Source organism: Aquamicrobium terrae (assembly GCF_052978165.1).
In genome coordinates, this window is record NZ_JBRKLZ010000001.1 from 505,460 (window position 1) to 520,015 (window position 14,556).

Genomic DNA, 14,556 nt, shown 5'->3' on the forward strand with positions numbered 1-14,556 from the left:
GGCAGATGCGGGCATCCTCCCTCATGAATCCTGGAGCCTATGATGAGCCTTCACAGCAGAACCTGGCACAAGCTCGCCGTCTCGACCATTCTGTTCGGCATGGCCCTCGCGCCCGCTTCGGCACAGGACACGGGCGATGTGGCGGCAAGACTGAAGGCCACGCTCGCCGAGCAGGGCTTCGATCTGGAATGGACCGGCATTTCGGGCGACGCCTCCTCCATGTCCCTGCAAGGCGTTTCCATGAAGCCGGCCGGCACCAAGGAGGGCTTCACCGTGGGCGAGGTGAAGCTGGAAGGCATCACCGAGGCCGACGGCGGCTACAAGATCGAGACCGTCTCCACGCAGGCCTATTCGCGCAACGAGGGCGATCTGGGCATCGAGATGAGCCCCTTCATCATGCACGGCGTGGTTCTGCCGGCGGAAGGCAGCAACACCGCGCTGGGCGGCCTGATGTTCTACCGCTCCGCCGAACTGGCCAACCTCGTCATCAAGTCCGAGGGCAAGACCGCCTTCTCCGTCGACGACATAGCCATCGAGGTGACGGAGCCGGCAAGCGGCCAGCCGATGACCTTCACCGGCACCGCGCCGAAGTTCACCGGCGATCTCACGCTGGTCAAGGACCCCAAGTTCAAGGATGCCATCGAGGCGCTGGGCTACCAGAACATTTCCGGCAACATCGCGCTGGCCGGTCTGTGGAACCCCGAAGACGGCCGCATGGACTTTTCCAAATATGACATCACGGTCGACGGCGCCGGCACCTTCGGCATGACGTTCAGCCTCGGCGGCTACACGGCCGAGCTCGTCAAGTCGATGCAGGAACTGCAGAAGAAGATGGCGGAGGCACCGGAAGGCGCCGACAATTCGGCCCAGGGCATGGCCATGCTCGGGCTCATGCAGCAGTTGAGCTTCAACAGCGCCTCTATCCGCTTCGCCGACGATTCGCTGACCAACAAGGTGCTCGACTATGTCGGCAAGCAGCAGGGCATGTCCGGCAAGGATGTCGCCAACCAGGCCAAGGCGATCGTGCCCTTCGGCCTTGCCCAGCTCAACAATCCGGACCTGACGACGCAGGCTTCGGCCGCCGTGAACCAGTATCTGGACGATCCCCGCAGCCTGGAAATCATGGCCAGCCCGACCTCGCCGGTGCCCTTCGCCATGATCATGGCCGACGCCATGTCCAATCCGGTCAACCTGACCAAGACGCTTGCCGTCCAGGTCAAGGCGAACGAGAACTGATCGGGCAGGAAAACCGAAAACGAAAAGGCCGCATCGGTGACGATGCGGCCTTTTTGATTCTGGATCAGGCGGGTCGGACCTCAGGCCGGCTGGAGCGCGCCATGCTCCGGCACGGCGCCAGCCGCCAGCAAGCCCACCGGCATCAGCGGGTCGAGACGGATGGTTCCCACCGTCTCGCCGTCCTCGAACACCAGTTTGGCATTGTAGCGCCGGGCCAGAGCCCGCATGGCCCTGTTTTGCGGATGGGTGGTGACCAGAAGCTTGGTGTAGCCGAAGCCCCTCGCCTGCTCGATCAGGCGCTCGAACAGCTTGCCGCCAAGCCCCTGATGCTGGAGATGGCGTTCGACGCTGAAGGCGATCTCGGCGGTCGGCTGGCTTTCCTCGGGGCGCTCGTGCAATTCGGCGGCGCCCAGCACCTTGTCGCCCTCGACATAGCCGATCACCGTGGTGCCGGCGGCAAAGGACCGATAGACATAGGTGGAAATGAAACGGTCGTCGGCAAATCCGTTGAAGCGGTCACGCCGGCTTTCCGCATCGAGCCTGAGAAGATGCTCGCGGAATTTCGACAGATCCGAGGGTCTTAGCTGGCGTATGGTGCCCGTCAGGCGAACGGGGCTGTAAAGGGTCTGCTCCATGTCGCACTCCTCTGGGTTCCTCCCTGAGTCGCTTTCGACATACCTGATATTGTGCAATGCAGCATAAATATCAAGTGCTTGATGAGGCTTGCAGGCCAGCAAGAACGGGAAGCTGCCATGCGAATTTGGATGGCTCGATCCGAGGGTTTTTCCCGGCCATACCGCAATAAAAGCGCATGCCCCACCGCATCGCCACAAAAGCGCTTGTTTAAAGGTGAGAAAAAGGTTCAAAATTTTTTCTGTGGGCTTGTCTAGAATTATTCCAAGGTATACGCCATATATACCGCACAGCTTTCCTGCGAGGATGGATCATGCGACTCACGCGCCAGACCAATTACGCCATACGCATCCTGATGTATTGCGCGACCAACGAAGGCCAGTTGAGTCGCATTCCGGAAATCGCCTCGGCCTACACCGTATCGGAACTCTTCCTGTTCAAGATCCTGCAGCCGCTGGTCGAGAACGGACTGGTTGAAACCGTGCGCGGCCGCAATGGCGGCGTGCGTCTCGGCAAGCCGGCCGACGAGATCAGCCTGTTCGATGTGGTACGCGTCACCGAGGACAATTTCTCGATGGCGGAGTGCTTCGACAGCGACACGGCAGACTGCCCGCTGATCGACAACTGCGGGCTCAACGCGGCCCTGCGCGAGGCGCTGGGTGCCTTCTTCACGGTCTTGCAGCGCCACACCATTGCCGACCTGATCGCCGCCCGCCCGAACATGCGCGAGGCGCTCGGCATCGATCATCTGGAACCGCGCAAGTCGGAGCCGCGCAAAGTGGAAGCCCGCAAGCCCGCAGCGGAGCACCGCGCACCCGCGGCCTGAAGGGCGCGGCAATTGCAGCGAACAATCTGATTATCAGCGACCGGCTTTGGCCGGTCGTTCTTTTTTACACGGCCGATTGCGGGAGGACGAAAGGCGCGTTGCCGGCCGGCACGGCCCCCACCCGCAAGCGGCAGCCGAACACCCGCTCGATCATCGAGTCGCTCAGCACATCCTGCGGCGCGCCTGCCGTGTCGAGCCTGCCGCGATGCATCACATGGATGCGGTCGGCATACATGGCCGCAAGGTTGAGGTCGTGCAGGATGGCCACCACCCCACCCCCGTTGCGGGCGAAATCGCGGGCGATATCCATGATGATGAGCTGATGCCGGATGTCGAGGCTGGACACCGGCTCGTCGAGGAACAAATAACGCGCCTGCCCGTCCAGAACCGGCATCCACACCTGGCACAGCACGCGTGCAAGCTGCACGCGCTGCTGCTCGCCGCCGGACAGCTCCTGATAGAAATGTCCGGCGAACCCCTCCAGGTCGACGCGCGCCAGCGCCCGCTCCGGCAGGTGCTGCGCCTCCTGCGCCGCCACGCCGGAGCGGCCGCCGGTCAGGCCCATCTTGACGATCTCGTGCACCGTGAAGGGAAACGACAGCGACGTCGCCTGCGGCAGCACGGCGCGCAGGCCGGCCGCCTCGACGGGCTTGAGCCTCGCCAGATCGCGGCCGTTCAGCATGATCCGCCCCTGATAGGCGAGTTCGCCGCACAGCGCCTTGAGCAGGGTCGTCTTGCCCGAACCGTTGGGGCCGACAATGACGACCAGTTCGCCCGGCCGCGCGTCGAGGTCGACGCCGTGGACGATGCGTTTCGTCCCGATATGAACGGATACGTCCTGCGCTTCGATCATACCGGCCTCACAGATCGATCACGCCGCGCTTGCGCAGCAGTATCCACAGGAAGAAGGGCGCGCCGGCAACGGCGGTAACGATGCCGATCGGCAGTTCCGCAGGCGCCACGATGGTGCGCGCCACGGCATCCGCCAGCAACAGCAGCGAGGCCCCGAGCAGCGCCGAGGCCGGCAGGAGGTAGCGATTGTCAGGCCCCATGGCCAGACGCAGCAGATGCGGCACGACGATGCCGACGAAGCCGATGCCGCCGCTGACCGCCACCGAGGAGCCGACGGCAGCCGCCACGCTGACGATGGCGACGTATTTCAGCTGCTGGATCGGGATGCCGAGATGGGTGGCCGTGGCCTCGCCCAGCGCCAATGCGTTGAGGCCGCGCGCCAGAAAGGGCGTCGCCGCCATCGCCACCACCATGATTGGCGCGACGGCGCCGATCTTGAGCCAGGTGGCGCCGGCCAGCGACCCCAATTGCCAGAAGGTCAGGTCGCGCAACTGCCGGTCGTCGGCCACGAAGATCAGAATGCCGGTGATGGCGCCGGCGAGCGCGGCCAGCGCGATGCCGGCCAGAAGCATGGTCGCCACCGAGGTCCGGCCCTGCCGCGTCGCCACCTTGTAGAGCACCATCGTCGTCACGAGGCCGCCGAAAAAGGCGGCGATAGGCAGCGAGAATGTGCCCAGCACCTGGGTGAACGGCACAAGCATGGTGCCGCCCAGCACGATGATCAGCACCGCGCCGAGGCTGGCGCCGGCCGAAACGCCGATCAGGCCGGGATCGGCCAGCGGATTGCGGAACAGACCCTGCATGACCGCGCCGGATACGGCCAGCGAGGCCCCGGCCAGCGCCCCCAGCACGACGCGCGGCAGGCGTATGTCGTTGATGATGATGCGGTCGCGCACGCTCAGCGCGTCCTCGGCGCCGCCGAACAGCCATCCGCGCACGACAGCCATGGCCGACGCATCGGAGGCGCCGGAGGCCAGGCTGAACAGGACGGTCAGCCCCAGCAGGATGAACAGAAGCACGATGACCAGGCGGGCAAGCGCCGAACGGTCGCCCGCGGCAACGGAGTTTTTCACGCCGGACAGACCGGCAACAGCATGATCGGCCATGTCAGGGCGGCGCTCAATCGGCGAGCGCGTCGCCGTAAAGGGCGACCGAGACATCATGGATCGCATCGGCGGTGCGGGGGCCGAAGCCCAGCATATAGGCGCCGTCCATCCGCACGATCTTGCCGGCCTGCCCGGCCGGCGTGGAAGCGATGGCCGGGTGGGCCAGTATCTCGCCATCGGCCGCCGCATGGTCACCGGCACGGCTCATCATCAGGATGACGTCGGGGCGCGCCTCGACGATCGCCTCCTCGGTAAGCTGCTTGTAGCCGGAATAGCCCTCGACCGCGTTCACCGCGCCGGCAAGGGTGATGATGCCGTTCGCCGCGGTATCGGCGCCGGAGGCCATGACCTTTCCGCCCTGCATCGACAGGATGAACAGCACCCGCTTGCGCTCCTTGACGGAGGCGGTGCGCGCTTCGGCCTGGCCCAGCTTGGCGTCCACGTCCGCCACGAGCGCCTCGGCCTTCCCGTCCACGCCCAGCGCCTTGCCCACGGCCCGGATCTTGGTGAGGATGCCCTCATGGTCGAAGGTCTCGGGCACCTCGATATAGGGCACGCTGGCCTTCTTCAGGACGTCGATCGTTTCCTTCGGGCCGCTGCCCTCGAGCGCCAGGATGCCGCCGGGATTGACCGACAGCACGCCTTCCGGTGAAAGCTGGCGCATATAGCCGACATCCGGCAACTCCATGGCTTCCGGCGGAAAGACGCTCGTGGAATCGCGCGCGACCAGACGATCCTGCTCGCCGAGCGCGAAGACGATCTCGGTGATCGAGCCGCCGATGGCGGCGATGCGCGAGGGATCGTCAAAGCTCCCGTCCGCCTCCCCGGCCTGAGCGGAAAACGAAATGAATGCGGCCATGCCGAGCAGCATGGCCGCACGCACTGCGAAACGGGAAAGAACTGTCATTGCAACACCTTCACGCCGGAACAGGAACCGGCACCTTGGGAAGATTCTCGGCAAGGAAGCGCCAGTCGTCGCGCTCCATTTCGCCCTCGTGGCGCTCACCGAAGAACTGGATGATCATCCTGCCCTGGGTATCGTAGGCTTCGATGGAAGTGACAAAACCGTCGCGCGTCGGCTTGCGCACGCCCCATGCTTCCGCGATCTGGTCCAAACGCAGATGCAGGTGGAAGGTCTCGTCCATGACGTTCAGCCACGGCCCCATCGGCTTGACCGTGCTGATCGGCCCGGAATGGATCTGGATGCAGCCGTGATTGCCGACGAAGCACATGATCGGCAAGGTTTCGGCAGCCGCATGATGCATCAGCGCCGCGACCGCATCGTTGTCGACCCGCCACGCATAGTCGGGCCCGACCATGCGCATGGCCTGCAGGCGGCCGATCTTCAATGACCGCAACATGCCGAAGAACTGGTGAACGTCGGTAAGAGAGCCCCAGCGCTCGCGCAGATCCTCGACGGCGACCGACGCCTCGTCGGCCGGTTCCGCGGCAGCCACGGCGGCGGGCTCGATATCGATGGCCGGATCCTGGTCGGCGGCCTGCAGTTCCTCCACCAGCTTGTGATAGGCATAGAGGTTCGAGGCGTTGCGCAGATGGACCTTGTGGACCGCATATCCCGCGCTGTCGAAGAATTGCAGGCTGTGGCGCACCTCGTCGCCGTTGCGCTTCTCGACGGCGAAACCATGCGCCCAGACCTTCGGGAAAATCCGCAGATCGATATCGCGATTGAGGACCACGCCGCTGTGTTCCCCGATCGAGATCTTGTCGTAGACGCCGACCTTCTCGTGCACGGCGCTTTCGTTGCGGGTCAGCGCCATGACCTCGCCGACACCCCTCAGGCCTTCCAGGACCGTGCGGACCTGCGCCTCGATCCGCACGACGCCGTGGCCGCAATGCGCGGCCAGCAGTTCGGCCTCCGAAATGCCGAGCTGGGCCGACAGGTCGCGTTCACGCATCTTGGAATTTTCGGTTCGAGCCCGCCTGATCTCATGCGGGCTCGGTTTCACGCGCTGATCCATTCTCTGTCCCTTGGCTATCCCGTTCAGGAGTCGCTTACTTGTTGAGGATCAGCTTGCCCTGCCGGGTGATCTTCAGCCGGTAGAGGGCACCATGATGCTCGATGCCGATCTCGTGCTCGCCCTGGAACAGGCTGTTGGAAGACAGCGTCCGGACCGAAAAGGGCGTACGCTCGACCCTGACAGGAACGGGCTGTTCCGCGCGGCGGAAGCGATAGCGGAAATCGTTGGGAGTGTGCGCAGTCATCGATTTCGATCCCTCTCTTGGGTGCTTAGGCTGCTCGAACACGATCCTTCATTTCTTGACTTGAATGATCATGTTTTATAATCACTGCAATACAGGACCAAATTAGTCAACATTAAAGGTCCCTATCACACCAAAAAATGCCCGGCCAGCCCCCATCTGCCGGCATTCGCGAGTGTTTGGAGTGCGAACATGCGATTGGCGCCGGCAGGGCCCGTTCCGGCCTGCGCCATATGCCCGCATGCCTGTGCTCTCGACAATCGAATCCGAACCGGGCAGGACTTAAATACTTGACGATCCGGTTCCAGTTCTGAATCCATATCCGGAACTTCACGACATGCGGCCATCCCGCCGCGGCATGGCGCCATGAATGGCAAGAAAGGTGACGATGACCGTGAAACGCCCCGCCCTCTTCTCCATCGCGATCCTGGCCTCAGCCTGCGTCATGGCCTCGCCGGCTTTGTCGCAGGAAGCCGCCCCGAAGGAAGCAGCCTCGCAGGAAACGCCGGCCCTTTCGCTCGAACTCAACGCGGCCCAGCCTTCGGACAAGGGCTGCCGGCTGACCTTCGTGGTCAACAACGGGCTGGGCTCGGACCTGAGCAAGGCGGCCTACGAGATCGCGCTGTTCAACGATTCGGGCGTGGTCGACCGCATGACCGTCCTCGATTTCAAGGAATTGCCGGCCGGCAAGACCAAGGTCACCCGCTTCGACCTCGCCGGGACCGATTGCAGCAAGATTTCACGCGTGCTCGTCAATGGCGCCAATGACTGCGCCGGCGACGGCATCGACCCCTCCGCCTGCATGAAGGCGCTCAAGCCCAGCACCAAGGCCGAGATCGCCTTCGGCGTCTGACATCATATCGCATTCCGCTTTTTTGAAAGGAAAATCATGTACATCGCCATGAATCGCTTCAAGGTCCAGAAGGGCATGGAGACGGATTTCGAGAACATCTGGAAGAACCGCGAATCGAAGCTCGACCAGATGCAGGGCTTCCGCACCTTCCATCTGCTGCGCGGCCCGGCCAACGAGGCCGAGAACTACACGCTCTATGCCTCGCACACGGTCTGGGAGACGCAGGACGACTTCATCGCCTGGACGAAGTCGCAGAATTTCCGCGATTCCCACAAGAACGCCGGCACCGGCAAGGTGACGACCATGGGCCATCCCCAGTTCGAAGGCTTCACGCCGGTCGAAGGCGCCTGACCCGCCCTATCATGGCAACACAAAAGCTCCGGGTCTTCCCCGGAGCTTTTTTTGCGTCATGCGCTCGCCAGAAGGCTGGCGTTGCCGCCGGCGGCGGTGGTGTCGACGCACACGGCGCGCTCATGCGCATAGGCCGCCGGATAGATCACTTCCGTGACCAGCGGCACCACCTGCCCGGGACGGGCCGCCAGCGCGCGGCGAATGGCCCGGGCTTCTTCCCCGCTGCCTGAAAACGCCACGACATCGGGGCCCAGAGAGCCGAGTTCCGCGACATCGAGCCGCGCATCCAGCGCTGCCAGGGGCAGGCCCTTGCCGGTCAGCGCCGAAAGTGCCGCCGATGCATCGGGCGCGACCGCCAGCACGGCATTGCCCGCCGCCAGCGCCTGGATCGCCTGTGCAAGCAGCGTCTCGCCATCCGGGCCGAGGGCCAGCACCCGGCCGCGCGGGACCAGCGCCAGCGTGTTCGCCTCGCCGGTCGGCCCCGGCAGATCGACCTGCCCGAACTCCAGCCCGGCCGCGGCGGCCACCGCTGCCGCCCCCTTGCCGCGCAGGTGCTTGCGCAGGATGGCGATGCGGTCCGGCCGCGCCGCCCAGCCGCCGAGCGACGGATCCGGCATATTGTCCTTCAGTTCCCTGGCCGTGGCCGCGCGCGCCTCGACCGGTTCGGTGCCGGCCTCGGCGCCCTTGCGGAAGCGGCGCAGATAATGCGGCCCGCCGGCCTTCGGGCCCGTGCCCGACAGCCCCTCGCCGCCGAAGGGTTGCGAGCCGACCACGGCGCCGATCTGGTTGCGGTTGACGTAGATGTTGCCGGCATGAATGTCGTCGACAAAATGCTGGGCACGGCCCTCGATGCGAGTGTGCAAACCGAAGGTCAGCCCGTAGCCGCGCGCGTTGATCGCGCCGATCACCGCGTCGATCTTGTCGGCGGCGAAGGTGGCGACATGCAGCACCGGGCCGAAGACCTCGCGTTCGACCTCCTCCATGCCGCGCACCGAAATGACATGCGGCGCGACGAAACGGCCGCCCTCCGGCGCATCCAGCTTCGCCACCACCTTGCCGCGCGCTTCCATCTCGCGGCAATAGCCGCCGATGGCATCCTGCGCTTCGGCATCGATCAGCGGGCCGACATCGGTGGCGATCGACCACGGATTGCCGAGCTGTAGCTCCTTCATGGCGCCGGTGAGCATCTCCTGCACCTTCTTTTCCACGTCCTTCTGGACGTAGAGGATGCGCAGCGCCGAGCAGCGCTGGCCGGCGCTCTGGAAGGCGGAGGCGAGAATGTCGCGCACCGCCTGTTCCGGCAGCGCGGTGGAATCGACCACCATGGCGTTCAGGCCGCCGGTCTCGGCGATCAGCATGGCATCGGGCGCGGCCGTCTCGGCCAGTTGCTTTTCGATGAGCTTCGCGACCTCGGTCGAGCCGGTGAAGCAGACGCCGGCGATGCGCGGATCGGCGGTCAGCGGCGCGCCGACCGAAGGCCCGTCGCCGGGCAGGAGTTGCAGCACGTCCTCCGGTATGCCGGCCTTATGCAGCAAGCCTACAGCGTGGCAGGCGATCAGCGGCGTCTGCTCGGCCGGCTTGGCGATGACCGCGTTGCCGGTGACGAGTGCGGCCGCGATCTGGCCGGTGAAGATGGCGAGCGGGAAATTCCACGGCGAGATGCAGGCGATCACCCCGCGCGCCTCCGTGCCTGCCTCGGCATTGGCGGCCTCCGACGCGTAGTAGCGCAGGAAATCCACCGCCTCGCGCACCTCGGCCACGCCGTCGGCCAGCGTCTTGCCGGCCTCGCGCGTGGCCAGCGCGAAGAACTCGGCCGCGTTGGCCTCGTAAAGGTCGGCGGCCTTGCGCAGCATGTCGGCCCGCTCGCCGACCGGACGCCCAGCCCAGCCCGGCTGTGCCTTGACGCCAATGCCCGTAGCCTCCTTCACCTGCGCTTCGGTGGCCTCGACCACCGTGCCGACCACTTCATCGATACGGGCGGGATTGACGATATCGCGCGCGCTTCCCCTGCCCTTGGCACTGGTCAGCGGCCTGGCCTGCCATGTGTGAGGCGGTGCGAAAGCCGCCCTTGCCTTCTCGATTTCCGCCAGCGTCACGGCGTCGGTAATGTCCCAGCCTTTCGCATTGCGCCGGCCGGCGCCGAAGATCGCGGACGGCTTGGCGATATTCGGATTGGCCGCCGGCCCCTGCGTCTCGACGATTTCCAGCGGATCGCGGGCAATCACGTCCGGCGACACCGCCTCGTCGGTCAACTGGTGGACGAAGGAGGAATTGGCGCCGTTCTCCAGCAGCCGCCGCACCAGATAGGCGAGCAGGTCCGAATGCGCCCCCACCGGCGCATAGATGCGGCAGCGCGTGCCCTCGGCCTTGCGGACCGTTTCATGCAACTGCTCGCCCATGCCGTGCAGGCGCTGGAACTCGAAGCAATCACGGTCAGGCGCCATGGACAGGATCGCTGCAACCGTATGGGCGTTGTGCGTGGCGAACTGCGGATAGATGCGGTCGGTCATCGACACCAGCTTCTTCGCGCAGGCCAGATAGGACACATCCGTGTTGGCCTTGCGGGTGAAGACCGGATAGCCGGAAAGGCCCATCACCTGCGCCCGCTTGATCTCGGTGTCCCAATAGGCACCCTTGACCAGCCGCACCATGATGTTGCGGTCGAGCTTCTTGGCCAGCGCGTAGAGCCAGTCGATGGCGAAGGCGCAGCGTGGTCCGTAAGCCTGCACCACGACGCCGAAACCGTTCCAGCCCGCGAGGCGCTCGTCGGCCAGCACCTGTTCGATGACGTCGAGAGACAGGTCGAGCCGGTCGGCTTCCTCGGCGTCGATGTTGAGGCCCATATTGGCCTTCTTCGCCGCTAGGGCCAGCGACAGCAGGCGCTCGGCCATCACCGGCAGCATCTTTTCCTTCTGCGCCACCTCGTAGCGCGGATGGATGGCCGAGAGCTTCACCGAAATACCGTGGTTCTTGCGGATGTCGGGGCCGTTGGCGGGCGTGTCGAGCGCGGCGATGGCGTCGGCATAGGCCTTGAGATAGCGCAGTGCATCGGCCTCGGTGCGAGCCGCCTCGCCCAGCATGTCGAAGGAATAGAGATAGCCCTTGTCGGTCATCGACTTGCCGCGCTTCATCGCCTCGGCGATGGTGCGGCCGAGCACGAACTGCTCGCCCATCTCGCGCATCGCCGCCGCCACCGCCTTGCGGATGACCGGCTCGCCCAGCCGCCGCACCATGGAGCGCAGCGTCTTCTCGATGCCGCCCTCGCCCCCGTCCAGAACGCGCCCGGTCAGCATCAGCGCCCAGGTCGAGGCGTTGACGAAGATGGAGGACGACGAGCCCGAATGGGCCGACCAGTCCTGCGGGGCGATCTTGTCGGCGATCAGGTCGTCCATGGTCTCGGCATCGGGCACGCGCAGCAGCGCCTCGGCCAGGCACATCAGCGCCACGCCTTCCTTGGTGGAGAGCCCATAGGCGGAGAGGAAGACCTCCATCAGCCGCGGGTCGGACGAGCCGCGCACCGTCCTGACCAGTTCCACCGCCCGGCGGGTGATGGCGGCGCGCTCCTCGGGCGAAAGAGCAACCGCTTCGACCAGCCGCTTCACGGCGGCATCCTCGTCGGGCAGGTAATTGGCGCGGATTTGCTGGCGGATGGAGGCAAGGGTCGGCATGACGATCCTGTCGAAACGAAGACAAATCTCATCGGTCCGGCGGCCGCCATGACCGAGAACAAAAACCTAGCATGAGCCTTCCGGCTTGGCCGGTCCAAAGAATTCGACGACATGGTTCGGATAAGCTATGATATGGCTCATTCCCCGACCAATCGAACTGCATGAAAGACTATGGAAGACCATCCGGACCGCATCGATCGCAACATCCTCGCCGCGCTGGCCAGCGACGGACGGCTTTCCATGGCCGAACTGGCGGCGAAGGTCGGCCTTTCCAAAACCCCGGTGCAGGCGCGCGTCAAGAAACTGGAGCGCGACGGCTTCATCCGCGGCTACAGCGCCGTCATCGACCGCGAGCGCATGGGCGAAGGCCATGTCGCCTTCGTGCAGGTGAAACTGTCGGACACGCGCTCGGCGGCGCTCGATGAGTTCAACCGGGCGGTTCAGGGCGTCCGGGAGATCGAGCAGTGCCACATGATGGCGGCGAGCTTCGATTACCTCCTGAAGGTCCGCACCCGCGATATCGCCAGCTATCGCCGCGTGCTCGGCGAGCGCATCTCGGCCCTGCCCCACGTCGCCCAGACGTCGACCTTCGTCGCCATGGAGACGGTCAAGGACCGGTAGATTCCTGAGTTTTCAATCCGTTACAGGACGACGTTGAAGACCACGGTATCGGTTCCCGAGGCCGCGAAGATCCACAGGCGCAACTGCCACCAGCCGGATGCCGAGAACTTCACGCCCTCGATGCGGTAGCGGCCGTTTCCGAGATAGCCGGTCGCCTGCGGGCTGGTCGGCAGGCCATGGCCCTGTTCGGGCATGCCGCCCGATATGTGGAGCGCCGCGTTTTCGACCGGCTCTCCGGATGTCGACTTGATCGTCACCAGCCAGGACTGTGTCTCGCCCCGCCGCACCGCCCCCTTCTCGGGCTGCATGGAAACGCTGAACAGGCCGTTTTCGCTCTGCTTGGCACGCGCCAGTTCCCGGCCGCCCTCATCCTGCCCCAGCCCCGACAGGTAGACGGCGGCAAGGATGCCGATCAGCACGGCCACGACGCCGGTCGCGGCCAGAAAATAACGCCCCAAGGATGTCAAACCCGCTCCCCGGCCGAAGAACAAACCGACCGCCCGGCAAAATGGCCGGATCACAATGCCAAGACTATAGCCGGGCCGTCTCGATCCAGAAGCCCAAATCTACAGCCCGAAACAAAACGGGCGCGCCGAAGCGCGCCCGTGAACTCAACCCATCGGCTGCATCAGAGGCCGAGGCCGCCGATGCACACATATTTGGTGTCGAGATAGTCGTCCATGCCCTGATGGCCGCCCTCGCGCCCAAGGCCCGATTCCTTGACGCCGCCGAACGGCGCTTCCGGCGTGGTGATGATGCCTTCGTTGACGCCGACCATGCCGTATTTCAGGCCTTCCATGACACGGAAGGCGCGGCCCAGATCACCCGTATAGAAGTAGCAGGCCAGGCCGAACTCGGTGTCGTTGGCGAGCGCGACGGCCTCTTCCTCGGTCTCGAACTTGAACACCGGTGCCAGCGGCCCGAAGATTTCCTCCTTCATGAACTTCATCTGCGCGGTGGCGCCGGCGATGACGGTGGGCTCGAAGAAGGAGCCGCCCAGTTCGTGGCGCTTGCCGCCGGTGACGACCTTGCCGCCCTTGGTCACGGCGTCCTCGATGAATTCCTCGACCTTCTCGACAGCATTGACGTCGATCAGCGGGCCCTGCTGCACGCCCTCGTTCAGTCCCGGCCCCACCTTGAGCTTGGCGGAAGCCTCGGCCAGCTTCTCCACGAAGGCATCGTGGATGCCGGCCTGCACGAAGAAGCGGTTGGTGCACACGCAGGTCTGGCCGGAATTGCGGAACTTGGCCGCGATGGCGCCCTGCACGGCGCGGTCGATGTCGGCATCGTCGAACACCAGGAACGGCGCGTTGCCGCCCAATTCCATCGACACCTTCTTCACCGTCGAGGCGCATTTCTCGATCAGCATCTTGCCGACCTCGGTCGAGCCGGTGAAGGTCAGCTTCTTGACCAGAGGATTGGCGCACAATTCGTCGCCGATGGCGCCGGCCGAACCGGTCACGATGTTGACCACGCCCTTGGGGAAGCCCACTTCCTCGCACAGCGCGCCCCAGGCAAGGCCCGAATAGGGCGTCTGCGAGGCCGGCTTGACGACGGCCGTGCAGCCCGCCGCAAGAGCGGGCCCGAGCTTGCGCGACAGCATCGAGGACGGGAAGTTCCACGGCGTGATGGCAGCGATGACGCCGACCGGCTCCTTGGTCACCAGCACGCGGCGATCCCTCCACGGAGACGGCACCAAGTCGCCATAGGCGCGGCGCGCCTCCTCGGCGAACCACAGCACATAGGCGGCGGAAGAACCGACCTCGCCCCTGGCCTCGGTCAGCGACTTGCCCTGCTCCATGGTCAGCAGTTCGGCAAGCGCGTCCTGGTTGTCCATGATCGCGTCGTGCAGCTTGCGCAGCAGCGCGGAACGCTCCAGCGCCGAGGTCTTGCGGAACGACTGGAACGCCTCTTCCGCCGCCTCGATGGCGCGGCGGGTTTCGGCGGCGCCCGACTTCGGCACGGTGCCGATCTTCAGGCTGGTGGCCGGGTTGATGACGTCGACGGTCTGGCCGGAATCGGCCTGCACCCATTCGCCATTGATGAGATTGGCCTGCTTCATGAAGTGGCTGGTCTTCTGGAGCATGATTTTGCCTCCGCTGGGCGCTCTCCAAAGCGCCATTGTCAGGAAATTCGTGGAACCTGCGCATGGGAGATGCGCATGCGCACCGGTCTTATCGCAGGCAAACT

General features: G+C 64.9%; 14 protein-coding genes. 5 read left to right on the forward strand and 9 right to left on the reverse strand.

What is annotated here, in order from left to right; genetic code table 11:
• The first annotated feature begins 42 nt into the window (after window positions 1–42).
• Window positions 43–1,236, forward strand: coding sequence for an aq_1923 C-terminal domain (locus ACVCNR_RS02645; protein WP_435521517.1), 1,194 nt, complete (start codon window positions 43–45; stop codon window positions 1,234–1,236).
• Between the two features lie 80 nt (window positions 1,237–1,316).
• Here ACVCNR_RS02645 and ACVCNR_RS02650 read toward each other — a convergent pair whose 3' ends face one another.
• Window positions 1,317–1,871: a GNAT family N-acetyltransferase gene (locus ACVCNR_RS02650; protein WP_447073731.1), complete on the reverse strand. Its 555-nt coding sequence runs from the start codon at window positions 1,869–1,871 to the stop codon at window positions 1,317–1,319.
• Between the two features lie 311 nt (window positions 1,872–2,182).
• Between ACVCNR_RS02650 and rirA the strand changes: the two genes are divergently transcribed.
• Window positions 2,183–2,695, forward strand: a complete 513-nt coding sequence (rirA, locus tag ACVCNR_RS02655) for an iron-responsive transcriptional regulator RirA (protein WP_447073733.1) — start codon at window positions 2,183–2,185, stop codon at window positions 2,693–2,695.
• A gap of 64 nt (window positions 2,696–2,759) precedes the next feature.
• Here the strand turns inward: rirA and ACVCNR_RS02660 are convergent, their stop codons facing one another.
• From ACVCNR_RS02660 to hemP, 5 genes are read right to left on the reverse strand one after another with little or no spacing between them, the layout of a single operon-like run.
• Complete coding sequence (locus ACVCNR_RS02660) at window positions 2,760–3,548, reverse strand: heme ABC transporter ATP-binding protein (RefSeq protein ID WP_447073735.1); 789 nt, start codon at window positions 3,546–3,548, stop codon at window positions 2,760–2,762.
• 7 nt (window positions 3,549–3,555) lie between these two features.
• Window positions 3,556–4,653, reverse strand: coding sequence for a FecCD family ABC transporter permease (locus tag ACVCNR_RS02665; RefSeq protein WP_447073737.1), 1,098 nt, complete (start codon window positions 4,651–4,653; stop codon window positions 3,556–3,558).
• Between the two features lie 13 nt (window positions 4,654–4,666).
• Window positions 4,667–5,560, reverse strand: coding sequence for a heme/hemin ABC transporter substrate-binding protein (locus ACVCNR_RS02670; RefSeq protein ID WP_447073739.1), 894 nt, complete (start codon window positions 5,558–5,560; stop codon window positions 4,667–4,669).
• 10 nt (window positions 5,561–5,570) lie between these two features.
• Entirely contained in the window at window positions 5,571–6,632 is a 1,062-nt protein-coding gene (locus ACVCNR_RS02675) for a hemin-degrading factor (protein WP_447073741.1), read from the reverse strand.
• Between the two features lie 34 nt (window positions 6,633–6,666).
• Window positions 6,667–6,876 carry a hemin uptake protein HemP gene (gene hemP / locus ACVCNR_RS02680; protein WP_354192208.1) on the reverse strand — a complete coding sequence of 70 codons (210 nt, stop codon included), beginning with the start codon at window positions 6,874–6,876 and terminating at the stop codon, window positions 6,667–6,669.
• A gap of 385 nt (window positions 6,877–7,261) precedes the next feature.
• Here hemP and ACVCNR_RS02685 point away from each other — a divergent pair, with 385 nt between their 5' ends.
• Together ACVCNR_RS02685 and hmuQ are read left to right on the forward strand one after the other, a co-directional pair.
• Window positions 7,262–7,726 (forward strand): hypothetical protein, encoded by a 465-nt coding sequence (locus ACVCNR_RS02685; protein WP_447073742.1) that lies wholly within the window; start codon window positions 7,262–7,264, stop codon window positions 7,724–7,726.
• Between the two features lie 36 nt (window positions 7,727–7,762).
• Window positions 7,763–8,077 carry a heme-degrading protein HmuQ gene (hmuQ, locus tag ACVCNR_RS02690; RefSeq protein ID WP_447073744.1) on the forward strand — a complete coding sequence of 105 codons (315 nt, stop codon included), beginning with the start codon at window positions 7,763–7,765 and terminating at the stop codon, window positions 8,075–8,077.
• Window positions 8,078–8,133: 56 nt separating this feature from the next.
• Here the strand turns inward: hmuQ and putA are convergent, their stop codons facing one another.
• On the reverse strand, window positions 8,134–11,745 hold the full coding sequence (gene putA / locus ACVCNR_RS02695) for a bifunctional proline dehydrogenase/L-glutamate gamma-semialdehyde dehydrogenase PutA (protein ID WP_447073746.1): 3,612 nt from the start codon (window positions 11,743–11,745) through the stop codon (window positions 8,134–8,136).
• Between the two features lie 171 nt (window positions 11,746–11,916).
• Between putA and ACVCNR_RS02700 the strand changes: the two genes are divergently transcribed.
• A complete protein-coding gene (locus ACVCNR_RS02700) occupies window positions 11,917–12,366 on the forward strand; it encodes an Lrp/AsnC family transcriptional regulator (RefSeq protein WP_354192204.1) in 450 nt (149 codons plus the stop codon).
• A 20-nt stretch (window positions 12,367–12,386) separates the two neighbouring features.
• Here ACVCNR_RS02700 and ACVCNR_RS02705 read toward each other — a convergent pair whose 3' ends face one another.
• Entirely contained in the window at window positions 12,387–12,824 is a 438-nt protein-coding gene (locus tag ACVCNR_RS02705; protein ID WP_354192203.1) for a FixH family protein, read from the reverse strand.
• Window positions 12,825–12,994: 170 nt separating this feature from the next.
• Window positions 12,995–14,452 (reverse strand): NAD-dependent succinate-semialdehyde dehydrogenase, encoded by a 1,458-nt coding sequence (locus ACVCNR_RS02710; RefSeq protein WP_447073747.1) that lies wholly within the window; start codon window positions 14,450–14,452, stop codon window positions 12,995–12,997.
• Window positions 14,453–14,556: the final 104 nt, after the last annotated feature.